General features: G+C 68.8%; 23 protein-coding genes. 13 read left to right on the top strand and 10 right to left on the bottom strand.

Annotated elements, in window-relative coordinates; genetic code table 11:
* The first annotated feature begins 228 nt into the window (after positions 1 to 228).
* Complete coding sequence (locus Y590_RS08285; RefSeq protein WP_060769432.1) at positions 229 to 606, top strand: 4a-hydroxytetrahydrobiopterin dehydratase; 378 nt, start codon at positions 229 to 231, stop codon at positions 604 to 606.
* Between the two features lie 7 nt (positions 607 to 613).
* On the opposite strand, the gene Y590_RS08280 is transcribed toward Y590_RS08285, so the two are convergent.
* On the bottom strand, positions 614 to 1,489 hold the full coding sequence (locus Y590_RS08280) for a dienelactone hydrolase family protein (protein ID WP_060769431.1): 876 nt from the start codon (positions 1,487 to 1,489) through the stop codon (positions 614 to 616).
* Positions 1,490 to 1,606: 117 nt separating this feature from the next.
* The gene (locus Y590_RS08275; RefSeq protein WP_286161873.1) at positions 1,607 to 2,509 is read right to left on the bottom strand and encodes a LysR family transcriptional regulator; all 903 of its coding nucleotides are present in this window, start codon (positions 2,507 to 2,509) and stop codon (positions 1,607 to 1,609) included.
* A gap of 158 nt (positions 2,510 to 2,667) precedes the next feature.
* On the opposite strand from Y590_RS08275, the gene Y590_RS08270 reads away from it, so the two are divergent.
* Positions 2,668 to 3,771, top strand: a complete 1,104-nt coding sequence (locus tag Y590_RS08270; RefSeq protein WP_060769429.1) for an oxidoreductase — start codon at positions 2,668 to 2,670, stop codon at positions 3,769 to 3,771.
* A gap of 140 nt (positions 3,772 to 3,911) precedes the next feature.
* Positions 3,912 to 4,298 (top strand): RidA family protein, encoded by a 387-nt coding sequence (locus Y590_RS08265; RefSeq protein WP_060769428.1) that lies wholly within the window; start codon positions 3,912 to 3,914, stop codon positions 4,296 to 4,298.
* Between the two features lie 138 nt (positions 4,299 to 4,436).
* On the opposite strand, the gene Y590_RS08260 is transcribed toward Y590_RS08265, so the two are convergent.
* The 8 genes from Y590_RS08260 to Y590_RS08225 form a co-directional block, all read right to left on the bottom strand.
* Positions 4,437 to 5,411 carry an HpcH/HpaI aldolase/citrate lyase family protein gene (locus Y590_RS08260; protein ID WP_003597628.1) on the bottom strand — a complete coding sequence of 325 codons (975 nt, stop codon included), beginning with the start codon at positions 5,409 to 5,411 and terminating at the stop codon, positions 4,437 to 4,439.
* Between the two features lie 187 nt (positions 5,412 to 5,598).
* A complete protein-coding gene (locus tag Y590_RS08255) occupies positions 5,599 to 8,367 on the bottom strand; it encodes a phosphoenolpyruvate carboxylase (protein WP_060769427.1) in 2,769 nt (922 codons plus the stop codon).
* Positions 8,368 to 8,650: 283 nt separating this feature from the next.
* Positions 8,651 to 9,541 (bottom strand): succinate--CoA ligase subunit alpha, encoded by an 891-nt coding sequence (gene sucD / locus Y590_RS08250; RefSeq protein WP_003597632.1) that lies wholly within the window; start codon positions 9,539 to 9,541, stop codon positions 8,651 to 8,653.
* Positions 9,542 to 9,563: 22 nt separating this feature from the next.
* Complete coding sequence (locus tag Y590_RS08245) at positions 9,564 to 10,736, bottom strand: malate--CoA ligase subunit beta (RefSeq protein ID WP_003597633.1); 1,173 nt, start codon at positions 10,734 to 10,736, stop codon at positions 9,564 to 9,566.
* 434 nt (positions 10,737 to 11,170) lie between these two features.
* Positions 11,171 to 11,797, bottom strand: coding sequence for a methenyltetrahydrofolate cyclohydrolase (gene fchA, locus Y590_RS08240; RefSeq protein ID WP_060769426.1), 627 nt, complete (start codon positions 11,795 to 11,797; stop codon positions 11,171 to 11,173).
* A gap of 77 nt (positions 11,798 to 11,874) precedes the next feature.
* Positions 11,875 to 12,741 carry an NADP-dependent methylenetetrahydromethanopterin/methylenetetrahydrofolate dehydrogenase gene (locus tag Y590_RS08235; protein WP_060769425.1) on the bottom strand — a complete coding sequence of 289 codons (867 nt, stop codon included), beginning with the start codon at positions 12,739 to 12,741 and terminating at the stop codon, positions 11,875 to 11,877.
* A gap of 261 nt (positions 12,742 to 13,002) precedes the next feature.
* On the bottom strand, positions 13,003 to 13,947 hold the full coding sequence (locus tag Y590_RS08230; RefSeq protein WP_060769424.1) for a D-2-hydroxyacid dehydrogenase: 945 nt from the start codon (positions 13,945 to 13,947) through the stop codon (positions 13,003 to 13,005).
* 255 nt (positions 13,948 to 14,202) lie between these two features.
* Complete coding sequence (locus tag Y590_RS08225; RefSeq protein ID WP_060769423.1) at positions 14,203 to 15,411, bottom strand: aminotransferase class V-fold PLP-dependent enzyme; 1,209 nt, start codon at positions 15,409 to 15,411, stop codon at positions 14,203 to 14,205.
* Positions 15,412 to 16,061: 650 nt separating this feature from the next.
* Between Y590_RS08225 and Y590_RS08220 the strand changes: the two genes are divergently transcribed.
* The 10 genes from Y590_RS08220 (at position 16,062) to Y590_RS08175 (ending at position 24,722) form a co-directional block, all read left to right on the top strand.
* The gene (locus Y590_RS08220) at positions 16,062 to 16,874 is read left to right on the top strand and encodes a UDP-2,3-diacylglucosamine diphosphatase (protein ID WP_060769422.1); all 813 of its coding nucleotides are present in this window, start codon (positions 16,062 to 16,064) and stop codon (positions 16,872 to 16,874) included.
* Between the two features lie 127 nt (positions 16,875 to 17,001).
* A complete protein-coding gene (locus Y590_RS08215; protein WP_060769421.1) occupies positions 17,002 to 18,078 on the top strand; it encodes a glycosyltransferase family 4 protein in 1,077 nt (358 codons plus the stop codon).
* 207 nt (positions 18,079 to 18,285) lie between these two features.
* Complete coding sequence (gene rnhB, locus Y590_RS08210) at positions 18,286 to 18,936, top strand: ribonuclease HII (RefSeq protein WP_060769420.1); 651 nt, start codon at positions 18,286 to 18,288, stop codon at positions 18,934 to 18,936.
* 442 nt (positions 18,937 to 19,378) lie between these two features.
* On the top strand, positions 19,379 to 19,996 hold the full coding sequence (locus Y590_RS08205; RefSeq protein ID WP_060769419.1) for a DUF1134 domain-containing protein: 618 nt from the start codon (positions 19,379 to 19,381) through the stop codon (positions 19,994 to 19,996).
* Positions 19,997 to 20,214: 218 nt separating this feature from the next.
* Positions 20,215 to 20,967 carry a hypothetical protein gene (locus tag Y590_RS08200; protein WP_060772210.1) on the top strand — a complete coding sequence of 251 codons (753 nt, stop codon included), beginning with the start codon at positions 20,215 to 20,217 and terminating at the stop codon, positions 20,965 to 20,967.
* Positions 20,968 to 21,170: 203 nt separating this feature from the next.
* Positions 21,171 to 21,449, top strand: coding sequence for a hypothetical protein (locus Y590_RS08195; RefSeq protein WP_003597646.1), 279 nt, complete (start codon positions 21,171 to 21,173; stop codon positions 21,447 to 21,449).
* A gap of 155 nt (positions 21,450 to 21,604) precedes the next feature.
* On the top strand, positions 21,605 to 21,955 hold the full coding sequence (locus Y590_RS08190; protein ID WP_060769418.1) for a hypothetical protein: 351 nt from the start codon (positions 21,605 to 21,607) through the stop codon (positions 21,953 to 21,955).
* A 199-nt stretch (positions 21,956 to 22,154) separates the two neighbouring features.
* Positions 22,155 to 23,423: a diaminopimelate decarboxylase gene (gene lysA, locus Y590_RS08185; protein WP_060769417.1), complete on the top strand. Its 1,269-nt coding sequence runs from the start codon at positions 22,155 to 22,157 to the stop codon at positions 23,421 to 23,423.
* Between the two features lie 70 nt (positions 23,424 to 23,493).
* Positions 23,494 to 24,045: an RBBP9/YdeN family alpha/beta hydrolase gene (locus Y590_RS08180; protein WP_060769416.1), complete on the top strand. Its 552-nt coding sequence runs from the start codon at positions 23,494 to 23,496 to the stop codon at positions 24,043 to 24,045.
* A gap of 290 nt (positions 24,046 to 24,335) precedes the next feature.
* Positions 24,336 to 24,722, top strand: coding sequence for a hypothetical protein (locus Y590_RS08175; RefSeq protein WP_060769415.1), 387 nt, complete (start codon positions 24,336 to 24,338; stop codon positions 24,720 to 24,722).
* Positions 24,723 to 24,763 lie beyond the last annotated feature (41 nt).

The following is a 24,763-nucleotide window of genomic DNA, read 5'->3' as shown; positions in this document are numbered from 1 at the left end:
GGCGTCCTCATGAATTATCGGTCAGGCCGTTCCGTCCCCGGCGGAGGCGGAAGGTTTCTGTTGAATTTTTTAATAGGGACTCGCCTCCGCCCCGTCCACAGCCGGTCCCAGCGTTTCCGCTGCGACATGCGGGCCGCCGCCGCTCAAGGGTCAAGCTCCCACCGATCCCGGCTTGCGCCGCCGCCCGTCCCGGCGCAGGTTTTCACCGTATCGGATGGGAGTGAGACGATGACGCAAGCACGCGAAGACGTCCTCGACGACGCGACGGTCGAGCGGCGGCTGAAGGAAGATCTGCCGCATTGGCGGCTGGAGGAGGGCTGGATCCGGCGCACCTACAAGACCGCCTCGTGGAAGAGCACGCTGATGGTCATCAATACGGTGGGCCATCTGGCCGAGGCCGCGTGGCACCACCCCGACATCACCGCCTCCTACGCCTGGGTCGAGGTCCGGCTGATGAACCACGCCGCCAAGGGCATCACCGAGAAGGATTTTTCGCTGGCAAAGAAGATCGAGGAGGTCGTGGGCTGGCAGCCGGGCGCGGAGGGCGGCGCCCTCGAAGGGACGCCGACCGATCAGCGCTTCGCCTACATCAAGTACGACAAGTGAGCCGGGTTCAGGCGACGCCGTACTGCCGGAACCAGTCCTGCAGCCGCTTCCAGCCGTCCTGTGCCGGCTCCGCGCGGTAGCTCGGACGATAGTCGGCATGGAAGGCGTGCGGCGCCTCGGGATAAACGACGAAATCGCAGGTCTTGCCGGCGGCCCGGCAGGCCTCCTTCATCCGGTCGATCGTGGCGACCGGAATGCCCTGATCGGCCCCGCCGTAGAGGCCGAGCACCGGTGCCTTGAGGTCGGCGGCGACATCGACCGGATGCTTCGGCGTCAGCGCCGAGCTGTCGCCCACGAGCCGCCCGTACCAGGCGACGCCCGCTTTCACGCCCGGATTGTGCGCGGCGTAGAGCCAGGTGATGCGCCCGCCCCAGCAGAAGCCGGTGATCCCGAGGCGGGCCGTGTCGGCCTTGCCCGTGCCCTTGGCGAAGGCGACCGCCGCATCGAGGTCGCTCATGACCTGCGCGTCGGGTACCTTTGAGACGACCTCGCTCACGATCTGCTGAATGTTGGTCAGCGCCGAGACGTCGCCCTGGCGGGCATAGAGTTCCGGCGCCAGGGCGAAGTAGCCGAGCTTGGCCAGCCGGCGGCACACATCCTTGATGTGCTCGTGGACGCCGAAGATTTCCTGCACGACCAGGATCGTCGGAAAGGGACCGCCCTCGGCGGTCATGGCCCGGTAGGCCGGGATCTCGCCGTCCTGCGTCGGAATCTTCACCTCGCCGGCGATCAGGCCGTTCGTGTCCGTGGTGATCGTGGTCTGGGCCGCGACGGGCTGCGCGGCGAGCGCGAAGCCCGTGGCGAGACTCGTGGCGATCACGGTGCGCCGTGAGAGGGTCGTCTGAGCCGCGAGGCTCCGCAGGTCGGCATCGAACGCGGTCATGCGCACCACTCCGGGGTGAGAACATCGAGCGGGCCGAGGCCCGGCGATGGAAGTAGCGGCGCATCGGCGAATGGCGACGGTGGCACGCGGCGTTCCTCGCTTTCGCTGGGCGTCCGGCTAGGCCCCCTCGCTGGAGACAGCCGGGGCCGCGCCCAACTCCGCCTTCAGCGCATCGAGGAAGTAGCGCACCCGTGCCGGAAGGTGCTGCCGCGTCGGGAGGACGGCCCAGATCGCCAGCAGTTCGGGCTCGGTGTCGGTCAGGTTCAGTGCGACCAGGGTGCCGTCGGCAAGGTCCTGAGCCACGTCCCAATAGGTCAGCAGGGCGAGGCCGGCCCCGGCGAGGCAGGCTTCGCGCACGGCGTCGACGCTGTTGGCCGCCAGGCGACCGCCGACTCGTTTGGTGAAGGGCCGCCCGTCTCGGCGGAACGGCCACGCATCCATCGCATGCAGCGTCAGGCAGGCGTGGTCATCGATCTCCGCGAGCCTCTGCGGGCTTCCGCGAGCGGCCAGGTAGCTCGGGGCGGCGCAGAGAATGCGCGGGTTGTCGGCCAACCGGACGGCGACGAGATCCGATGTCTGCAGGGTGGCCACGCGCAACGCGACGTCGATCCCCGAGGCGACGATGTCCACGATGCTGTCGCTGAAGGTCAGGTCCACCTGCAGCAGCGGGTTCTCGGCCATCAGACGAACGGCAAGCGGCACGACGAGCGCCCGCCCGATCCGGTTGGGCGCCGTGACGCGCAGGACGCCGCTCAAGCCTTCGTGGCGCTCGACGAACGCCGCCGCCGCGGCCTCCCGCGCTTCGAGCATCGCTCTCGCGAAGGGGAGGAAGGTCTCGCCGTCCGTGGTCAGGGCGACCGCTCGGGTCGTGCGATGCAGGAGGCGGACTCCGAGTTCCGCTTCCAACCCGGCGAGGCGGCGGCTGACCGCCATCGGCGAGTGTCCCGACAGCCGCCCGGCGGCCGACAGGCTGCCGGTCGTGACGATCGAGCAGAACAGGGCGACGTCGGACAGATCCATCGTCATATCATGGGGCGATAAGATCCTTATCGTCCAGCCGCGCTACCGCGTATCGGCGGCGGCCGCTACCTCGGGATAGACACCGGCGCAATACGCCGGCCGCTCCCTCGTACGGAAATCTTCCGGACGGACAGGAGAGCGTCGAGGCGGAGACCGCAATGAGCACGAGCCACGATCCCTTCTTCACGCCTATCGATATAAACGGCGTCGCGCTGCGCAATCGCTTCGCGGTCGCGCCGATGACCCGGGTGAGCGCGACCGAGGACGGGAGCGCGACGGCGGAGATGGCGCGCTACTACGAGCGCTTCGCCCGCGGCGGCTTCGGCCTCCTGATTACCGAAGGCCTCTACACCGACCGGGCCTTCGCCCAGGGCTACCAGCATCAGCCCGGCCTCACCGACGCGGCGCAGGCGCACGCGTGGCGCCCGATCGTGGAGGCTGCCCACCGTCACGGAGCGCGCATCGTCGCGCAGCTGATGCATGCGGGCGCGATCAGCCAGGGCAACCGCTTCCGCGACGGCACCCTCGGCCCCTCGGCGGTTCAGCCCCGGGGCCAGCAGATGGCGTTCTATTACGGGCAAGGTCCCTATCCGACGCCGCGCGCCATGACCGAGGAGGCCATCGCCGACGCCGTGCAAGGTTTCGCCGATGCGGCCGGCCGGGCCGTCGGCGAGGCCGGCTTCGACGGCATCGAGATCCACGGCGCGAACGGCTACCTCATCGACCAGTTCATGACCGATCACAGCAACCGGCGGACGGATCGCTGGGGCGGCGATGCGTCCCGGCGCGTCGCGTTCCTGCTGGCGGTGTTCGGCGCCGTGCGGGCGAAGGTCGGCGGGCGGGTGCCGGTCGGCGTTCGGATCTCGCAGGGCAAGGTCAACGACTTCGCCCACAAATGGGCCGGGGGCGAACGGGACGCCGAGGTCATCTTCGGCGCGCTCGCGGATGCGGGGGCCGACGCCATCCACGTCACCGAGCACGAAGCCTGGGCGCCCGCCTTCGAGGGCGTCTCCGACAGCCTCGTCGGCCTCGCGCGGCGATACGCGCCGAAGATGCGCCTGATCGCGAATGGCGGCCTCCACGACCTGGCGAGGGCGCGGGAGACTTTTGAAGCCGGGGCCGACCTTGTGGCGCTCGGCAAGGGCGCGCTCGCCAATCCGGATTTCCCCGACCGCATCCGCACCGCGCGGAACGTGGCTGCGTTCGATCCCGCCCTCCTCGGGCCGATCGCCAACATCAAGCCGAGTGAGCTGGCCGCCTGAGTGTCTCTCACAAAACGCCCGCTGCGCTGTCATCGCCAGAACGAGAACGGTCAGAGACCGGGAGTTTTGTGAGGCACTCTGAAACGCGAGCCCGCGGGCGGCGGACCGAACGCCATCCGACCCCAGGAAGGAGCAGGACGATGCTGGAACAAGTGATCACCGAGCCCGACAACTACGCGCCCTTCCTGCTCTCGCAGGGCATCCGCTACGGCAACCTGCTCTTCATCTCCGGCCAGGCAGGCGCGGGCGACGATGGCCGGATCGTCGCGGGCGGTTTCCGGGCCCAGGGCGAACAGGCCTTCGCCAACCTGCGCCGCGCCCTGGAGGCCGGCGGATCGAGCCTGAAGGACGTCGTCAAGGTGACGATCTTCGTGACCGACATGGGTCACTTCCCGGATGTGGTCGAACTGCGCCGCCGGTTCTTTTCGGCTCCCTACCCCGCCGACACGATCGCGGAGGTGAAGGCGCTCTACGATCCGGCGGCAATGATCGAGATCGAAGCGGTCGCGGCCGTGCGGGCGGCGTGATGCCGGCGGGGCGCTGATCCGGCTCTCTCCATCGGACGAGCCGCCGCCACGCGACAGCGATGGCCGGCTCCGGGCGATGGGCCAAAAGAAAATGGCCGGGCGAACCCGGCCATCCTTCGTTCTACCGGTGGAAAGAGATCACTTCCCGCCCATCGCGTCGGCCTTCTGGATCAGCGCCTCGGCCATGCGGATCGAGGCGATGTCGATGAGGCGGCCGTCGAGCGAGACGGCGCCGCGGCCGGCCTTGGCGGCCTCTTCCATGGCCTCCAGAATGCGGCGGGCCTTGGTGACCTCGGCCTCGGAGGGGGTGAACACCTCGTTGGCGAGATCGATCTGCGAGGGGTGGATCGCCCACTTGCCCTCGAAGCCGAGCGCGGCGCAGCGGCGGGCGGCCGAGGTGTAGCCGTCCGGATCGGAGAAGTCGCCGAAGGGACCGTCGATCGGGCGCAGGCCGTAGGCGCGGCAGGCGACCAGCATCCGGTTCTGGGCGAACAGCCACGGATCCTGCCAGTGGGTCTGGCGGTTGCCGGCCTCGTCCTTGTCGGTGAGCACCGAGTAATCGGCGTTGACGCCGCCGATCACGGTGGAGCGGGCGCGGGTGGAGGCGGCGTAGTCGGCGACACCGAAGGACATCGCCTCAAGGCGCTTGGAGGAGGTCGCGATCGCCTCGACATTGGCCATGCCGAGCGCGGTCTCGATCAGCACCTCGAAGCCGATCTTCTTCTCGCGCTTCTTGGCCTGCTCGATCTGCGTCGTCAGCACGTCGATGGCGTAGACGTCGGCCGGCACGCCGACCTTGGGGATCAGGATCATGTCGAGGCGCGGGCAGGCCTCGACGATGTCGACCACGTCCCGGTACATGTAGTGGGTGTCGAGACCGTTGATGCGGATCATCATGGTCTTGTTGCCCCAATCCAGGTCGTTGAGGGCCTGGATGATGTTCTTGCGGGCCTGCTCCTTGTCGTCGGGCGCGACCGCGTCCTCGAGGTCGAGGAAGATCACATCGGCCTTCGAGGCGGCCGACTTCTCCATGAAGGTCGGGTTGGAGCCGGGAACCGCGAGTTCCGAGCGGTGCAGGCGCGGGGTGGCCTGCTGAATCAGGGTGAAGCTCATCGGGAATCCTCCGTTCTGTGAGACCGTCTTGTCGTGCGCGTAGTCACGCGTGGGAGACACGTGCCGCACTTGAAAAGCATCGTCCTTTTCCGAAAGCCGGCGGCCACCTTTCGGGACGATGTTCTATCTCGCGCGCCCGGGCCGGCCGTCCAGCCGGGCCCGGAACACGTCGCCGAGATTGTATGCATTATCCAGTCGCGCCGAAGCCGACGGCGATGCAGTTGATCGACAGCAGCAGCGCGGACTTCACCGCCTCGCGCTTGTCCTCGTCGGTCTCGCTGCGGTAGCGGCGCAGGAGCTCGACCTGCTCGCGGCTGACCTGATTGATGGTCGGCAGCCGCCCGCGCAGGCGTTCGCTGAATTGCGGGAAGCGCTGGGCGAGTTCACTGTCGCCCGACACCCGCAGGACCATTTCCCGCGTCAGCGCGTATTCCGCCTCGATCATGCCGAAGATGCGCGCGCGGACGGCCTCGTCCTCGACGAGGCCGGCATAGTCGCGGGCGATCTCGAGATCGACCATCAGCAGCGTCTTCTCGACCTCGTCGAGGACGAGGCGGAACACCCGGCAATCCCGGAACAGGCGCTTCAGCAGGGCTTCGCCCGCCTCTCCGCGCACGTCGATGAAGCTCTTCAGGCCCGAGCCGACGCCGTACCAGCCGGTGATGACGTGCCGGTTCTGCGACCACGCGAACACCCAGGGGATCGCGCGCAGATCCGAGAGCGACTTGGCGCCGAAGCGCCGGGCCGGGCGCGAGCCGATATTGAGCAGCGAGATCTCGTCGAGCGGGCTCGCCGCCTGGAAGTAATCGACGAGGCCCTCGGCCTGGAGGAGGTTGACGTAGGCCGCCCGCGAGGCGCCCGAGAGCGCTTCCAGGGCGTCGTCGAACTCGGCGCGCGAGCCGTTGCCGTTGCCCTCCGAGAGCAGGGCGTGCTCGAACACCGAGGCCGCCAGCAGCTCCATCTGATAGGCGGCGGTGCCGCGGTTGGCGTATTTGAACGAGACGACCTCGCCCTGCTCGGTGATGCGGAAGCGGCCCTGGATCGAGCCCGGCGGTTGGGCGGCGATGCCGCGATGGGTCGGCACGCCGCCGCGGCTCACCGAACCGCCGCGGCCGTGGAAGAAGGCGATCGGCACGCCGAGATGGTTGCCGAGCACGGTCAGCCGCACCTGCGCCTTGTAGAGCTCCCAGTTCGAAGCGATGAAGCCGCCGTCCTTGTTGGAGTCGGAGTAGCCGATCATCACTTCCTGAACCCCGCCCTGCCAGCGGGTGGAGCGGCGCACCACGGGGATGCCGAGCAGCTCCTTCATGATCGCCGGGGCGGCGCGCAGGTCGTCGATGGTCTCGAACAGCGGTACGATCGGCAGCGGGCAGATCTCGGTGCCGGTCGCGTCGAGGAAGATGCCGGCCTCCTTGGCCAGCAGGTAGGCGCCGAGCACGTCGACGGTGGAGCGCGTCATCGACAGGATGAAGGCGCCGAAGGCCTCGCGGTCGAGGGTATCGCGCATCTCGCCGACCAGCGCGAAGGTGGCGAGCGTCTCGCGCGCGTCGTCGGGCAGACGGTCGGCGAAATCCTCGAACGCGGTTTCGGGCGTGCGCGGCCGGGCCAGCTCGGTGAGCAGCCACTCCTTCCAGGCGGGCGAATCCAGCGCCGGCGGCTCGCGGTCGCCGTTGCGCAGCTTCCACAACGCGTGCAGCGTCTTGGTGGTGCGGGTCGAGTTCTCGCGCAGATCGAGCCGTACGGTGGAGAAGCGGAAGATCTCGACCATCCGCCGCACGGGCCGCACGATGTCGGTGGCGAGCGCGCCGCACTTGGCGTCGGCCAGCCCCTTCTCGAGGGTGCGCAAATCGTTGATGAGCCCGTCCGCGCTCGGATAATCCGGCCCGACCGAGCGGGCGCCCTTGTTGCGGGCGATCGTCGCTTCGAGCTTGCGCAGCACGCAGGAGAGGAACTGGCGGTAGGCCTCGCCGGGATTGCGGTTGGCGATGGCCCGCGCCTCGCCGGACTCGGCCAGCATGTGCGCGAGTTCGCTGCGGAAGGTCTCGGGCACCGGCAGCGAGCGCTCGGTGATCGAGAGCACCCGGCCGAGATGGGTGATGCCGTCGCGGTAGCGACGGAGCGATGCCAGCGCGTTGCGCTGGAGCGTCTCGCGGGTCACGCTCGCCGTGACGTAGGGGTTGCCGTCGCGGTCGCCGCCGATCCAGCTTCCGAACTGGAAGAACGGCGGCACCTCGAAGGTCTCGTCGGGATAGTACTGCGCGAGGCTCTCTTCGAGCGAGAGCAGCATCTCGGGCAGCATCTCGAACAGGGTCTCGTCGAAGAAGTGCAGGCCCCAGGCGACCTCGCGCTCGACGGTGGCCTTCTCCAGATGCAGCTCACCCGTCATCCAGATCAGCTCGATCTGGTCGCGCAGCTCGTTCATCAGGCCGTTGCGCTCGCGCTCGGTCCAGCGCGGCAGTTCCAGCTCGCGCAGCACGAGGTAGATCCGGCGCAGCTTCTCCAGCACCGTCACGCGCTTGCCCTCGGTGGGATGCGCGGTGATGGTCGGGCGGATGCGCAAGTCCTTGAGCAGCGCGTGGATCCGCTGCGGGCCGATGCCCCGGGCGGAGGCCTCGGCCAGAACCTTGGCGAAGGAGCCGTTCAGCGCCTCGCGGCCCTGGTCGCGCTCGACGTGGCGGCGGCGGCGCATGGCCGCGTTCTGCTCCGCGATCGAGACGAGCTGGAACCAGATGCCCTGCACCTGAAGCGCGCGCGCCAGCATCTCCGGCGTGAAGGAGGAGATGTCGGCGCGGCCATGCAGCACGTCCTCCAGCTCGGGCTCGTGGCGGCGGGCCACGTCGAGCAGGGCGTGGAACAGGATGTCGAGGGCGTCCTCGGTGGCTGTACCGGTGATGACCGGCGGCGCGAAGGTCGTGTCGGTCGCGGCTGACGGCCGGGCGTGCAGCGTCTTGGTCATGGGATCCCCCCTGGCGAGGTTCTCTTTTCGGAGTTCCGCAGGCTGATGCCTTCGGGCGGGCAGATGGATTCGATCGTCGGGGCGCTTCCTCTCCGCAGGCCGGAATGGACACCTCGTGCGCGTTTGCCCCAACCCTCACCCTCATCCTGAGGTGCTGGAGCGGAGCGGAAGCCTCGAAGGATCTTCCAGGAATCGCACGCGATCTGGAGGACCCTTCGAGGCCGCGTCGCGGCACCTCAGGGTGAGGCGTCGGATAGGAGAAGCGCCGCCGACGGAGAGTGCCTCACGCCGCGCGGGCGAGCACGTCGGCCACGGTGCTGCCGAAGGAGCCCGGATCGGGCGCCACGGTCAGGCCGTAGGAGCGCATGATCTCGGCCTTCTCTGCGGCGCTGTCGCCAGTCGCCGAGATGATCGCTCCGGCATGCCCCATGCGGCGGCCCTTGGGGGCGGTGAGGCCCGCCACGAAGCCGATCACGGGCTTGGAGAAGTTCTCCTTGATCCAGGCCGAGGCTTCGGCCTCCTGCGGCCCGCCGATCTCGCCGATCATCAGCACGGCTTCCGTCTCGGGATCCTGCTCGAACAGGGCGAGGTGGTCGAGGAAGGAGGAGCCGTTGATCGGGTCGCCGCCGATGCCGACCGAGGTCGAGATGCCGATGCCGAGTTCCTTCATCTGCGCGGCGGCCTCGTAGCCCAGGGTCCCCGAGCGCGAGATGACGCCGACCTTGCCCGGAAGGTAGATGTGGCCGGGCATGATGCCGAGCATCGACTTGCCGGGCGAGATGATGCCCGCGCAGTTCGGGCCGACCACCATGGTGCGCTTCTCCTTCGGATAGCGCCGGAGATAGCGTTTCACCCGCATCATGTCCTGAGCGGGGATGCCGTCGGTGATCGAGCAGACGAGCTTGAGCCCGGCATCGGCCGCCTCCATGATCGCGTCCGCCGCGAAGGGGGGCGCCACGAAGGTGATCGAGGTGGTGGCGCCGGTCGCCTCCACGGCCTCCTTGACCGTGTTGAACACCGGCACGCCGCAATGGGTCTTGCCGCCCTTGCCCGGGGTGACGCCGCCGACGACGTTGGAGCCGTAGGCGATCATTTCCTTGGCGTGGAAGGTGCCCTTGTCGCCCGTAATACCCTGGACCAGGATCGGGGTCTTCTCGTCGATGAGAATGCTCATGGCGTGATTCCTCCCCCGTTCGTCAGTGCTTGGCGCCGTGGCAGGCTTCGACAGCCTTGCGCGCGGCTTCCGTAAGGGTGTCGGCGGTGATGAGGTCGAGCCCGCTCTCGGCGAGGATCTTCTTGCCTTCATCGACGTTCGTGCCGGCGAGCCGTACGATGAGCGGCACGTCGATCTTCACCTCGCGCGCGGCCTTGACCACGCCCTCCGCGACCCAGTCGCAGCGATTGATGCCGGCGAAGATGTTGACGAGGATCGCCTTCACGTTGCGGTCCGAGAGGACGAGGCGGAAGGCCGTGGCGACGCGGTCCGGGCTGGCACCGCCGCCCACATCCAGGAAGTTCGCCGGCTCACCGCCTGCGTGCTTGATCATGTCCATGGTCGCCATGGCCAGGCCCGCGCCGTTGACGATGCAGCCGATCTCACCCTCCAGCCCGATATAGCTGAGATTGTGCTCGGCGGCCTGGGCCTCGCGGGGATCGCCCTGGGACGGGTCGTGCATGTCCGCGATGTTGCGGCGGCGGAACAGAGCATTGTCGTCGAAGGACATCTTGGCGTCGAGTGCCAGCACCCGGTCGTCCTTGGTGACGACGAGCGGGTTGATCTCCAGCATGGTGCCATCGCAGTCGCGGAACGCCCGATAGGCGTTCATGATGGTCTTCACCGCGGCCGAGACCTGCTTGATGTTGAGGCCGAGCTGGAACGCGATCTCGCGGGCCTGGAATTGCTGCAGGCCGACGGCCGGCTCGACCACGACCTGGATCAGGGCCTCGGGCTCCTTGGCGGCGATCTCTTCGATATCCATGCCGCCGCGCTGGGAGGCGATGACGCGCACGCGCTCGGCCTTCCGATCGAGGACGTAGCCGAGATAGAGTTCACGCTCGAACGGGTCGGCGGTCTCGACGTAGACGCGCTGCACCGGCTTGCCCTCGGGGCCGGTCTGGAGCGTCACGAGACGTTTTCCCAGCAGGTCGCGGGCGGCGTCGCGCACTTCGTTATAGGTCCGGCAGAGCTTGATCCCGCCCGCCTTGCCGCGGGCGCCGGCATGGATCTGCGCCTTCACCGCCCAGAACGAGCCGCCGAGCTCGGTCGCCGCGTAGACCGCCTGATCCGGGCTGAAGGCCACGGCGCCCTTCGGGACGGCGACCCCGAAGCTCGCGAGCAGCTCCTTGGCTTGGTACTCGTGAACGTCCATCGAGACCTCCTTCGCGTTTCCGTCGTTCTTGTTGGGCCGACCTTCGCGGAAAAATTACTTTTCGGGAAGCGGGTCAGCTCTCAATTTTTTCTTTTGTAGTGCTTCAGTTTGCTTGCCCGTCAGTGACTTAGCGGGCTTCCAAACTGCGAATCGTCCCGGGTGGGGACGGAGCATAGCAACGCTCGTCCGATCCGCCTCCTCATCCTGAGGCGCCAGCGCGAAGCGTCGGCCTCGAAGGGTGCTGCGGCGGCCGCGCGATCCCTGGAGGATCCTTCGAGGCCGCTTCGCTGCTCCTGAGACACAGGGTCGGACGGCGGGCATCCGCACGCTGTCCCATCGAGCCGACGCCATCGAGCGCTCAGCCCCGTCCGGAAACGTCCCGCCCCTGAACCGCCTCGCGTTCGATCGCGAGGATGGCAGGAGGCGCGATCGGCTCAGTTCACCTTGGACTTCACGGCCTCGTAGATCCGCTCGTTGAGCGCGCCCGCCTCGGCCAGCAGGCCCTCCAGTTCCTTGAGCCGCTCCTCGGCGAAGGCGCGGTCGTCCAGGCCCTTGGCGTTGACATAGACGTTGAGAGCCGCCGAGCGCAGGCCGGCATAGGCCGAGAGCACGGCGACGCCTGCGTCCGAAATCACGTTGAGATTGCCCTTCTCGGCGACGATCCCGGCCAGATCGATGACTTCGCGGCAGACGCGGCAGCAGGCGAGCGGCACGTCGGTCGCGGTCTTGAGCGCTTCCTGAATTTTTTGGGCACGCGCGGACTTCTCTTCGTCGGTGTTCTTCGGCAGCCCGTAGGCGCCCATCACCGCGTCGAAAGCCTCGACGTCGTCGGCGATCATGCCGGTGAGCGTACGGCGCAGGCCTTCCGACTTCTCCAGCACCTGCTTGAGGTCGGCCTCGACCTCGACGTACTTCTTCTTGCCGATGGTGAGGTTGCACACCATCGAGACCAGCGCCGCACCCATGGCGCCGGAGATCGCGGCGGCACCGCCGCCGCCGGGGGTCGGGGCCGAGCTCGCCAGGCCGTCGAGGAATGTTTCGATCGTCTCGTTCGCGGCCATGGGTCCCTCCCCGTCCGGTTCTTGCTTGCAGTGGGCAGCGCCGACGGAGGCCGGCGCCGCCTCTCAGGCCGTGAGCGTCAGGCCATTTCCTTGGCCAGCGCGTAGATCTCCTCGGCGTCGAACACGCCCTCGGTCGATTCGAACAGCTTGGCGATGCAGGCGCGGTGCAGCTTGAGCTTCAGACCGCCGATGCCGAGCGCGCCGAAGCTCTTCTTGCCGTGGCGCTCCTTGGCCTTGTCCATGGCGTCGATGCCGCCGAAGCCGAGCGGGGGCTGGGCGTTGTAGTCGGCGACGATCTCGATCGAGGCCTCGTCCTTCCAGCCGGATTCCGGCAGCAGTTCGATACCGATGGCACCCGCCGAGAAGATCAGGTTCTGGCCCTTCACCAGGGCGACGCGGGAGGCCTCGTCCGGGGTGGCGGCGGCCGTCACGTTGACGCCGAAGCGCTTGTTGACGGCGTCCGCCGCCGCCTGTGCCCGGTCCTGCTGGCGGGCGGCGATGATCACCTCGGCGCCTTCCTTGGCCAGCAGCGCCGCCGAGCGCATGCCGACCGGGCCGGTGCCGGCGAGCACGACCGCCTTCTTGCCCTGGACCGAGCCGCCGGCCGCCTTGACGACGAGGGCGACGCCTGCGGCGGCCGTGGTGTTCGAGCCGTTCGAGTCGAGCATAGTCGAGACGCGGAACGGGCCGAAGAAGCGCTTCTTCACCGCCTCGAACACCGCCTCGCCCGCGGCCATGTTGCCGCCGCCGACGAAGATCGCGGTCGACTTCTTCTCCGAGCCGCCGCGGGTGTAGATCGTGCCGTCCACGAGCGCGCCGACATTGTCCGTCGTCACGTTGCCGTAGCCGGTGATGTGATCGGCCCCGCCATCGTAGCCGACGACCGTGTCGAACACGCTCGGAACCGCGTCGGTGTCGAACAGGAAGAGAAGTTTTTTGGTCATTTCGCCTCTGGCTGCTTGAGGACCGCGCGGGTGAGAGAGCACGGCGCGTTTCGTAGAGATGGCTCGGCACCGAGCGCTGCGGCGGCCCGACGCCCGAAAATCTCGCTTACTCGAATGCCCTACCCTCGTCCTCATCCTCGGGTGCCGGAGCGTAGAGCAAGCCTCGAAGGGTGCTCCAGGGCGCGCGCGGGACCCGGGGGATCCTTCGAGGCCGCTTTGCGGTACCTCAGATGAGGCTTTCAGGTGGGACACCCGTAGGGGCTACGCCTCGACGACGTTCTGTGGCTTGCCCGCGACGAAGGCCTCGACGTTGTCTACGAGCTGGTCGGCGAGAATCTGCATCGCCTCCTTGCTCGCCCAGGCCACGTGCGGGGTGACGATCAGGTTCGGCAGGTCGGCGTCGCAGAGGATGTTGCCGTCCTTCGGAGGTTCCTGGGCCACGACGTCGAAGCCGGCGCCGCCGATGGTGCCGTCCTTGAGCGCCTGGAGCAGGGCCGCCTCGTCCACCAGCCCGCCGCGGGCCGTGTTGATGAGGATCGCGGACCGCTTCATCTTCTTGAGCTGCTCGGCCCCGATCATGTTCTTGGTGTCGGGGGTCAGCGGAACGTGGAGCGTGATGACGTCGGACTGGGTCAGGATCGTCTCGAGATCCACGAGCCCGTCCTGCGGGAACACGTCGAAAGCCAGCACCTTCATGCCGAGCGCCTCGGCGCGCTTGGCGATCGACTTGCCGAGCGCGCCGTAGCCGATGATGCCGAGCGTGGAGCCGGCGATGTCGTAGATCGGATAATCGAAGTAGCAGAACTGCTTCGACTTGTTCCAATCCCCCCGGCGCACGGAGTTCGCGTAGGGCACGATCGCCCGGCGCAGCGCGAACATCAGGCCCACCACGTGCTCGGGCACGGTGTTGAAGGCGTAGTTGCGGATGTTGACGACCGTGATGCCCTGCGCCTTCGCGGCGGCCTTGTCGACGACGTCCGTACCCGTGGCGGCCACCGCGATCAGCTTCAGGTCGGGAAGCTGCTTCAGCGTGTCGGCGCGCATCGGCACCTTGTTGATCATCGCGATCTCGGCGCCCTGAAGGCGCTCGACGATCTCCTCCGGCGTCCAGGTCGACTCGTATTCCTTGTACTCGTGCGGAAAGTTGAATGCGCGCACGGTCGCGTCGAGCGACTCGCGATCGAGGAAAACGACTTTCTTTGTCATTCTGGGCCCCTTCCGGATCGACCGGCGGGCAATCGTGTCTCTCACAAAACCCCTGCCGTCCCGTCGTCGCCGGAGCGAGAACGGTCGGTGACCGGGCGTTTCATGAGGCACCGACGCCGGCCTCGTTTCCTCACCTGTCTCGAAGCGTCTCCCGCGGAACGCCGGCAAGCCGGACGTTTCCACGGGGCGCCCTTCTCATCTAGCGGAAGCGGCGCCGTTGGAACCGGCGTCGCCCCCAAAAATCAGGCGCTCAGATCAGGCCTTGGCGAGCGGATTCTCGCGCAGGTAGCTGGAGGCGGCGGCAACGCCCGAACCGGGGGTCACGTTCACGCCGTTGTCGATGAGCGACATCTCGGCACCGGCGATGGCGCCGAGCAGGGACAACTCGTTCAGGTCGCCGACATGGCCGATGCGGAACACCTTGCCCGCGACCTGGGACAGGCCGGCGCCGAGTGCGAGGTTGTAGCGCACATAGGCGTGCTTGATGATCTTGGCCGCGTCCACACCCTCGGGCGCCAGGATGGCGGTGACGGTGTCGGAGTTCCATTCCGGCGACTTGGCGCAGGTCTTCAGGCCCCAGGCCGCGACGGCCTGACGGGTCGCCTCACCGAGCACGGCGTGGCGGTGGTAGACGTTCTCCAGACCTTCTTCGAACAGGCAGGCGAGCGCCTCGCGCAGGCCGTAGAGCAGCGGCAGCGGCGGGGTGTAGGGGAAGTAGCCGGTCGGGTTCTGCTTCTTCTGGTCTTCCCAGTCGAAGTAGACGCGGGCGAGCCGGTCGTTGCGGCCGGACTGGCCCTCGGCGGCCTTGAGCGCCTTCTGGCTGACGCAGATCACGCCGAGGCCGGCGGGCAGCATCAGGCCCTTCTGGGAGCCGGCGATGGCGCAGTCGACCTTCCACTCGTCGGCCTTGAAGGGCAGCGAGCCGATGGAGGACACGCCGTCGACGAACAGCAGCGCCGGGTGGCCGGCGGCGTCGATCGCCTTGCGCACGGCGCCGATGTTGGAGGTCACGCCGGTCGCGGTCTCGTTATGGACCACCATGACGGCCTTGATCTCATGGTTCTTGTCGGCGCGCAGGGCCTCCTCGATCTTCTCGGGCTTGGCGCCGGTGCCCCACTCCTCCTCCTGGACGATCACGTCCAGGCCGAGGCGCTGGGCCATGTCGATCCAGAGATGGCTGAACTGGCCGAAGCGGGCGGCCAGCACCTTGTCGCCACGGGCGAGCGTGTTGCTCAGCGCCGATTCCCAGATGCCCGTGCCGGAGGCCGGGAACAGGAAGATCGTGCCTTCGGTCGAGCCGAACACCTTCTTGGTGTCCTCGAACAGCGGCTTCGTCAGCGACGGGAAATCGACGGAGCGGTGATCCTCGGACTGCACCATCATGGCGCGCATCACCCGATCCGGGATGTTGGTCGGGCCGGGAACGAACAGGTGGTTGCGTCCCGGACGTCTCGTTGCCGCCATGAGAATTTCCTCCAATCGAATTGTTCTGGGCAGAGCGGCCCTTCGCAGCCGCGATCCCGCCCGATCCTGATGGCGGGCGCAAGCCCGCCGCGAAACGTCGTTCAGTCCCACCGCAAAGCCGCGCGCAAAAGGCCTTCCGCCGACCGGGACCGTACCACTGCGATGTCGGATCGTTGACCGTCCCGGAGCGGCGAAGCGGCCGTCGTGCCGTCCGCGTCGCGGCGCGTGCAGCCGCGCCGGTCGCCTCCAAAGGACCGAACCCTCGATAACGTCAGCCCGGCGCCGCATTCAAGCGCGCTCCTGCTGAGTGTCCAGCGCTCCCATCCGTCGCGGCCATTCCCACACCTCTGTCGGGTGCTGCTGCGCATGCACGAGGCACGCGCGGCGGATGACCTTGGCTGCCGTTATGCCTCCCCCGCCGGGGAATGGAAAACGGAAAAAACTGAACCGAAAAACAAAAAGATTTTTGCATGCACCGGCCGCGGGGAGGGTCTGCGGCGAGCCGTGGGTGGGCGCGGCGCCTGAAACCGGGGAGACCGCGAAGCGCGGAAGCGGGGCAGAACGATGCACCCCGCCGTCATCAAACTGAGATCGGAATGCGATTTGGCTCTCCCCCGTCGCGGTGCGGTTGTGAAGAGCCGAGGGCGCCAGTGTCACAGGATTCGGAATCGACCATCCGCGTTCGGACGCTCTTCTTGTCCGATCTGCATCTCGGCACCAAGGGCTGCCAGGCGGCCCTGTTGCTCGACTTCCTGCGCGACGTCGATGCCGACACGATCTACCTCGTGGGCGACATCGTGGACGGCTGGCAGCTCCGTTCCGGCTGGTACTGGCCGCAGGCCCACAACGATGTGGTGCAGAAGCTCCTGCGCAAGGTGCGCAAAGGCGCTCACGTCGTCTACGTGCCCGGCAACCACGACGAGTTCCTGCGCGACTATATCGGCATGACCTTCGGCGGCATCGAGATCGCCGACAGCCGGGTCCACGTCGCGGCCGACGGCAAGCGCTACCTCGTCATCCACGGCGACCAGTTCGACATGGTGGTGCGCCACTCCAAGTGGCTCGCGCATCTAGGCGACTGGGCCTACACCACGGCGCTCACCGTCAACACCGTGGTCAACCGGGTGCGCCGCCGCCTCGGCCTCGCCTATTGGTCGCTCTCGGCCTGGGCGAAGCTCAAGGTGAAGAACGCGGTCAACTTCATCGGGCAGTTCGAGACCTTCCTCGCTACGGAAGCCCGGCGCCAGGGCGCGGACGGGGTGATCTGCGGCCACATCCACCATGCGGCCCACCGCGAGGTCGAGGGGCTGATCTACCTCAACACCGGCGATTGGGTGGAATCCTGCACCGGCATCGTCGAGCATTACGACGGCCGCATGGAGGTGCTGCACTACCCGACCCTGCTGCGCGAGCGCCGCGGGGCCGAGTCCTTCGAGCCCGAGATCCGCCGCGCTGTCGCCTAGAGCGCCGCCCTGGATATCGGATCCAGGACGGCGCTTCAGGCTCTTGTTTCTGCATCATCTTTTCCCGAAAGCCGGCGGCCGCCGTTCGGGATGACGCCCCGCCCCCTCACGGACAGACGAGACCCGCATGAGGCTGCTGCTCGCCACCGATGCGTGGCACCCGCAGGTCAACGGTGTGGTGCGCTCCGTCGAGCGCATGGCCGAGGCCGCGGCCGGCCTCGGCGTCGAGCCGCTGATGCTGACGCCGGCCGACTTCCCCTCCCTGCCGATGCCGGGCTACCGCGAGATCCGGCTCTCGCTGGTCACCCGCGGCCGGGTGCTGTCGCGCTGGAAGCGGCTCGCGCCGACCCATGTGCACATCGCCACGGAAGGCCCGATCGGCCACGCGGTGCGCGCCGCCTGCCTGTCGCGGGGACAGGCCTTCACCACGAGCTACCACACCCGCTTTCCCGAATACCTCGCCGCCCGCGCGCCCGTGCCGGAGGCCTGGAGCTATGCGTGGCTGCGCCGCTTCCACGCCGCGGCGAGCGGCACCATGGTCAGCACGCCCTCCCTCGAACGGGAGCTGGCGGGGCGCGGCTTCACCCACCTGATGCGCTGGACGCGCGGCGTCGACACCGACCTCTTCCGCCCCCGTGACGGTGAGGCCGGGGCGAACCCCTTTCCCGATCTGCCGCGGCCGATCTTCCTCTCGGTCGGCCGGCTCGCGGTCGAGAAGAACCTCGCCGCCTTTCTCAGCCTCGATCTGCCGGGCTCCAAGGTCGTGGTCGGCGACGGGCCGGACCGGGCGCGGCTCCAGGCGCTGGCGCCGGACGCGCACTTCCTCGGCGCCCTCACCGGCGAGGCGCTGGCGCGGGTCTACGCGCGTGCCGACGCCTTCGTGTTCCCGAGCCTGACCGACACCTTCGGCATCGTGCTGCTCGAAGCGCTCGCCTCCGGCCTGCCGGTGGCGGCCTATCCCGTGACCGGCCCCCTCGACGTGATCGGCGGCACCGGCGCGGGCGCCCTCGATGCGGATCTGCGCGCGGCGGCGCTCACCGCGCTCGCGATCCCGCGGGAGCGCTGCCGCGCGGAGGCGATGCGCTACACCTGGGCCGAGAGTGCGCACCAGTTCTACGACAACATCGCGACCGCCCACGCGCTCGGATCGGTTCAGCGCTCCGCCCGCCATCCGAGCAGCGCCCCGCTGCCGCGCCCCGGCTGAGCGAGGCCGGCATTCCGCGAGGATCGACCGGATGTCGCCGGATTCATGGTCGGGCCGCCCCTTGTCCGCGGTGTTTGAGTGCCTCTCACAAAACGCCCGCCGCGCCGTCCTCGCCAGGGCGAAAACGATCGGAGACCGGAAGTTTTGTGAGGCACTCTTACCTGCCCCGGGATGACGGGGGAGCGTGAGAATGCCAGGGTCCGCGCCATGGCCCTTCGACCGAAATCCGTCAAAGCCCCGCGCCCGTTCGATCCTGCGCTTGCCGCGACCTATCCGGCGGTGATCGGCTGCGACGAGGTCGGGCGCGGCGCCCTGTGCGGTCCGGTGATGGTGGCGGCCGTGTGGTTCGACCCCGTCGCCTTCCCGCCGGAGATCCTGGCCCGGCTCGACGACAGCAAGCGCCTGGACCGTGCCGTGCGCGAGGCGCTGACCCCGCTGATCCGGGCGCATGCGCGGGTCTCGCTCGCGGCGGGCTCGCGGGCGCTGGTGGACCGGGTGAACGTGCGCGGGGCGACCCTCGACGCCATGCGCCGGGCCGTCACGGGCCTCGGGCTCGACGCGACCGTGCTGGTGGATGGGCGCGATCCGATTCCCGGCCTGGCGCAGAGCTGCCGTGCGGTGATCGGCGGCGACCGCCTCGTGCCGCAGATCGCCGCCGCCTCCATCGTCGCCAAGACGTTTCGCGATGAGATCATGCGTCGGCTCGCCCCGCGCCACCCGGCCTATGCCTGGGAGCGCAATGCCGGCTACGGCACCGCCGCCCACCTCGCCGGCCTCACCGCGCAAGGCCGCAGCCCGCACCATAGACTGAGTTTCACGGGACGGTTTGAGGCCGCGCGCGGCATCTCGGAGGCGTGACGTCGTACCGGTTGGCTCCTTGCCGGTGCCATCGAGTCCCCCCCCCTCTTGCCAGCAGCCGTGGCCGTCCGGGGGAAGTCGAAGGCGAGCCGAGTCCGATTCCCGGAAGCCCTCGCGCTCATCCGCGGTGCCCTTCGGCGCGCGCCGCTTTCGCACGTTCACCTCGCCCGTCGAATGTTCGGCGAGACTTTCGACCATGCCTCGGCTTCCGACGGATCGGCGAGATTGCATTCGCGACGGGACCGGATCGGGCGTCTCCCGCCATCCGCATGACCTCCTTGCTTAACCGCCCGTTAACCCAAACTTGACTTGATCGGACCTGAGACTGCGCGCTCCCTGCGTGCCTCGATCCGATGCCGCTTCCGTTCAGGGAAGCGCCTGCGCGCCGGGCAAGCCTGGGCGGGCATCAGGGCGGGCCAAGGGAGCCGGTAGGGAGACCGACATGCCGCACGATCCCATCCGAACGGGGGGTACGACCCGCCGCGCCGCCCTGCTCGGCCTCTCGGCCGGGCTGTCCGGCGGCCTCCTGGCCGGGGCCGCCCCCGCTCTGGCCTATCAGGACGACGGCGTGCGCCCGGACTCGTTCCGCGCCGCCGAGGTGGTCGAGAACGGGCACCGCTTCTTCGGCAGCGTGTCCCGCGGCCTCGCGCTGACCGTCGAGGAGGCGACCCGGCGCTGGGGCGAGCCCAACGGCTACATCCTCGGCCAGGAGGCGTCCGGCGCCATCGTCGGCGGCCTGCGCTTCGGCGAGGGCACGCTCTATACCCGCAATGCCGGGCAGCGCCGGATCTACTGGCAGGGGCCGACGCTCGGCTTCGATGTCGGCGGCGACGGCGCGCGCACCATGATGCTCGTCTACAACCTGCCCGCCGTGCGCGACCTCTACCGCCGCTTCGGCGGCGTCGACGGCTCGGCCTACTTCATCGGCGGCTTCGGCATGACGGCGGTGACCGACGGCGGCATCGTCGTGGTGCCGATCCGCTCCGGCGTCGGCGCCCGGCTCGGCATCAATATCGGCTACCTGAAATTCACCGGCCGCCCGACCTGGAACCCGTTCTGATCTTGTCCCGAACGGCCACAGCCCGACGCCGTGCAGTCGCTCGGAGAGAGTGGGCAGGGCGCCCCCTGCGACAAGCGCCCGCGGGTGCGGTCGCCGACGCTTGAGGGCCGAGGGAAGACACGGCGCTTGCCTCCGCGCGGGCAAGACGGGCAAAAGACGCAGCGGCCGGACCTGCCCGGCCGAGGCGGCGTGAGGGCCCCTGCGTGATCGAGACCGTGATGATCTTCGGGCTCGGCTTCCTGCTGGCGAGCCTGTGCGCCCTGACGATCCTGCCGACCGTGAGCGCCCGCGCCAGCCGTCTCGCCCGGCGGCGGATCGAGGCGACCCTGCCGGTGAGCGTGTCCGAGGTCGTGGCCGAGCGCGACCATCTTCGCGCGGAATTCGCCGTCGTGCAGCGGCGGCTGGAACGGAAGGCCGAGGCGGTCGCCGCCCGGCGCCACGACGACATGGCCGCCATCGGGACCCGCACCATGGAGGCCGAGGCTGCGGTCGCCGCCCGGATCCGCAGCGAGGCCGAGGTGGCCCGCGCCCTCGAGCGCATCGCCGGGCTCGACCGGGACCTCGCTTCGGCGCGGGCCGAGGGCGAGACGGGGCTCGCCACCCTGCACGCGCTGGAAGAGGCCCACCGCGCGATCCTCGACGATCTCAAGGCGACGCGCCGGATGCAGGCCACGACCGCACCGTCGGGCGCCGAGGGCGAGACCGTCGGGCCCGCCTCGACGGCGGCCGAGATCGAGGCGCTGCGCGCGGAATTGACGGCGGCCCGGGCTGCGCTGGCCGCACGCGGGAGCGACGACACCGCCGAGCTGCGCCGCCGCATCAGCGAAGTCGCCGACGCCTTGGCGCGGCACGACCGCCTGCCCCAAGACCGCCTGCCCCAAGATCGCCTGCCCCAAGATCGCCTTCCTCAAGACCGCCTTCCCCAAGCCGGAGCCTTTTCGGCCACCTCCCCTGCGCTCGCCGAGAGCTGAAACGCACCGAGCGGCGCCGGCCGGGGGGACTACTCTGTCCCTGTCCCATCGAGCGTCCCTTGCAGCGTCCCGCACGAGCCCGTAAGCACCGAACCATCTTGCGTTTGCCCCGGACCCGCCTTGTTTCGAACAAGCGGGGGCATCATCGCGCCCGGACCTCCTCTCACGAATCTCTCCCCACGAACCGCGATCGAGCGAACATCATGGCTTTGAAGCTGACGCCTCTGGTTCTCGCCCTCACGGGTGCGGTCGCCGTGTTGGCTGCTCCGGCACAGGCGCAGCAGTCGAAGCGCGGCAACGAGACGCTCAAGAAGTACTGCACCGGCGATTACCTCAGCTATTGCGGCAATCTCGACCCGGACGATCCGGCCACCGATCAGTGCTTCAAGACCAACTGGGCCAAGCTCTCCGAAAACTGCCGCCGGGCGATCGACGCCTACGCGCCGCCGAAGGATTCGCAGCGCGGCAACAAGAAGAGCTGACAACCGCGCGGGGGGAACCTGACGGAAGCGGGTGCGCACCGGGCCTCCCCTGTCTCGCGCGTCGTCCCGCCCGAGACGTTGCGGCCTACCTTTCGGGGCGAGGCTCCAACGGCTAAGCTAGCGCCGCCCAGCCGGAAAGACCGCCGGAAACACCGATGCCCGCCCCTTCCGCCCGCCTCTCGATCCTGATCGCGCTCGGCCTCACCCTGGCCTGCACGGCCTGTGGCCGGCGCGGCAGCCTGGAGCCGCCGAATGCGGCCCTCTCCGAGACCGCTCCGGGGACGCGGCCCGGCGTTCCCGCCTCGGCGCGGAGCCTGCCGGGCAGCACGGTCTCCGTGGGCGATCGCGGCGCGGCCCCCGATCCGGAAGCCGTGCAGGCGGGCGACGAACTGAGTGCCGCGGCGATCCCCGCGGGCGGCGACGGCGTTCCGGTCACGACCTCCCGCGGATCCAAGCGCGGCTACCGGATCCCCAAAGAGCCGTTCATCCTCGATCCGCTTCTGTAGCGGGCCGCCGGAGCGCGCCCGTACCGAGGCAAGGCTCCGGTTCGAGAGAGGTACAGAACTTCCGATCGTCGATCCTCCCCCTGCGGGCATTCCGGTGCAGCGGGAGTTTTGCGAGAGACACGTAGACAGCGCACCGCGCGCGGGGGCATTCGGATGCGCCGATCCCCATCCGGCGGGCGCGGCGGCGGATTCTCCTGACATGCACCACTTCCACTACCGGGACGGGCGCCTCCACGCCGAGGACGTCGATCTGACCGCGCTGGCCGAGGAGGTCGGCACGCCGTTCTACTGCTACAGCACCGCCACCCTGGAGCGGCACTACCGCGTCTTCGCCGAGGCTTTCGCGGGCGACGATGCGCTGGTGTGCTTTGCCATGAAGGCGAACTCGAACCAGGCGGTGCTCGCCACCCTCGCGCGCCAGGGTGCGGGCATGGACATCGTCTCCGAGGGCGAATTGCGACGGGCGCTGGCCGCAGGCGTGCCGGGGGAGCGCATCGTGTTCTCCGGGGTCGGCAAGACCCGCGAGGAGATGGCCGCGGCGCTCGACGCGAACATCCTCTGCTTCAACGTCGAGAGCGAGCCGGAACTCGCCGCCCTGTCCGAGGTCGCCGCCGCGCGCGGGCGCAAGGCGCCGGTCTCGATCCGCGTGAACCCGGATGTCGATGCGCTGACGCATGCCAAGATCTCGACCGGCAAGTCCGACAACAAGTTCGGCATCCCGATCTCCCGCGCTCGCGCGGTCTATGCCGGGGCGGCCCGTCTGCCGGGTCTCGAGATCGTCGGCGTCGATGCGCATATCGGCAGCCAGATCACCGACCTGACTCCGTTCGACAACGCCGCGCGCCTGCTCTGCGAGCTGGCCCGCGATCTGCTCGCCGACGGGCACCGGCTGCACCACGTCGATTTCGGCGGCGGCCTCGGCATTCCCTATCGCGACGACAACGCGCCCCCGCCCGATCCGGCGGCTCTGGCCACGATCCTGCGCCCGCATTTCCAGCCGCTCGGCCTGCGTCCCGTCTTCGAGATCGGGCGGATGATCGCCGGCAATGCCGGCATCCTCGTCACCCGCGTGATCTACGTGAAGCCGACGGACGAGAAGACCTTCGTCATCGTCGACGGGGCGATGAACGACCTGATCCGCCCCACGCTCTACGAGGCGTTCCATGCCCTGCGCCCGGTGCGCGAGCCCGCTCCCGACACACCCCGGCTGACGGCGGACGTGGTCGGCCCGGTCTGCGAGAGCGGCGACTATCTCGCCCTCGGGCGCGAGATGCCGATGGTGGCACCGGGAGACCTCATCGCGGTGATGAGCGCGGGTGCCTACGGTGCGGTCCAGGCCGGCACCTACAACAGCCGCCGCCTCGTGCCCGAGGTGCTCGTGACCGGCGACCGCTCGGCCATCGTGCGCCCGCGCCCGAGCTACGACGACCTGATCCGCCTCGACCGCCTGCCCGACTGGCTCGCGTGACGCTCTCGGCGGAGCCCGCGTGGCCCGCCGCCCGTTGCGTGAGGACGCCGCCCGTCCGAGAAGACCGCCCATGAAGACTGCCGATTGCGACATCCTGATCCTGCCGGGCTATGCCGGCTCCGAGGAGGAGCACTGGCAGGCGCGCTGGGCGGCCCGGCTCAAGACCGCGCGGATCGTTGCGCAGGACGACTGGCACCAGCCTGACCCGGAAGCGTGGCGTGCCCGCGTCGCCGAGGCGGTGGCGGCGGCGACGCGGCCCGTGATCCTCATCGCCCACAGCCTCGGCGTCGTCGCGGCGGTGGAGGCCGCGCCGCGCTTCCCCGAAGGTGTCGTGCGCGGGGCCCTGCTGGTGGCCTTTCCCGACATCGAGGCGGGGGCCGACCTGCCCGAGAGCGTGCGCGCCTTCGCGCCGGTGCCGCGCGATCCGCTGCCCTTCCCGTCGCTGCTGGTGGCGAGCCGCACCGACCCGCACTGCACCTACGAGCGGGCGGAGGACTATGCCTATGCCTGGGGCTCGGCGCTGGTGGATGCGGGCGAGGCCGGCCACATCAACGTCGCGAGCGGGCACGGGCCCTGGCCGGAGGGCCTGATGCGGCTGGCTGGCTTTCTAGCGCCGCTTTAGAGCGCCCCACAGAGCTCCCGGTCTCTGACCGTTCTCGTTCTGGCGATGACAGCGCGGCGGGAGCTTTGTGAGAGACACTCAGTCGTGCGGCCCCGCCGGGCGGTCGAACAGGGTATTGCGGATCAGGGGGTTGCCCGATTTTCCATCAAATGCTTGGGCACAGGGATGGGAATGCAGTTCTAAAAAGTTTCTTCGATCCAGGGCGAATCGGGAACTTAAATTTCCTCAATTGCTTTCTCCGGGCAGACCGACCGGCAGTGTCGGTCGGACAATTTGGGAGGGACGCCATCGTGACGCTCACGAAGACCATCGCTACCGCCACCGCTTTTGCCTTCATCGCCGGCTCTGCGCTCGCCGCTCCGTGCAACACCGGCAGCACCAACGCCAAGGCCCCTGGCGATTCCTCTGCTGCGAACAGCAGCACCAGCAGCGGCGCCGATGCCGGCTCCAAGAACCTCGCGGGTGGCCAGCAGCCGGCTTCGCCCGGCACCGTCGGCGCGATGAACAATGTCGGGGCCGGTCAGGGTGTCGGCAACAAGCCGGGCTCGGACCAGACCAGCTCGGCCAAGAACACCGCCGGCGGCGACCAGCCGGCCGCGCCGGGCACGGTTGGCGCGATGAACGCCGCCGGCCATGACCAGAAGCTCGGCGAGAAGAAGGGCGGCGACGACTGCTGATCGCGGCGCTCAATCCGTCCATAACGGAAGCTCCCAGGCCG

The sequence above is a fragment of the Methylobacterium sp. AMS5 genome, assembly GCF_001542815.1.
Taxonomy (GTDB): Bacteria; Pseudomonadota; Alphaproteobacteria; order Rhizobiales; family Beijerinckiaceae; genus Methylobacterium.
This window is presented reverse-complemented; position numbering and strand designations above follow the sequence as displayed.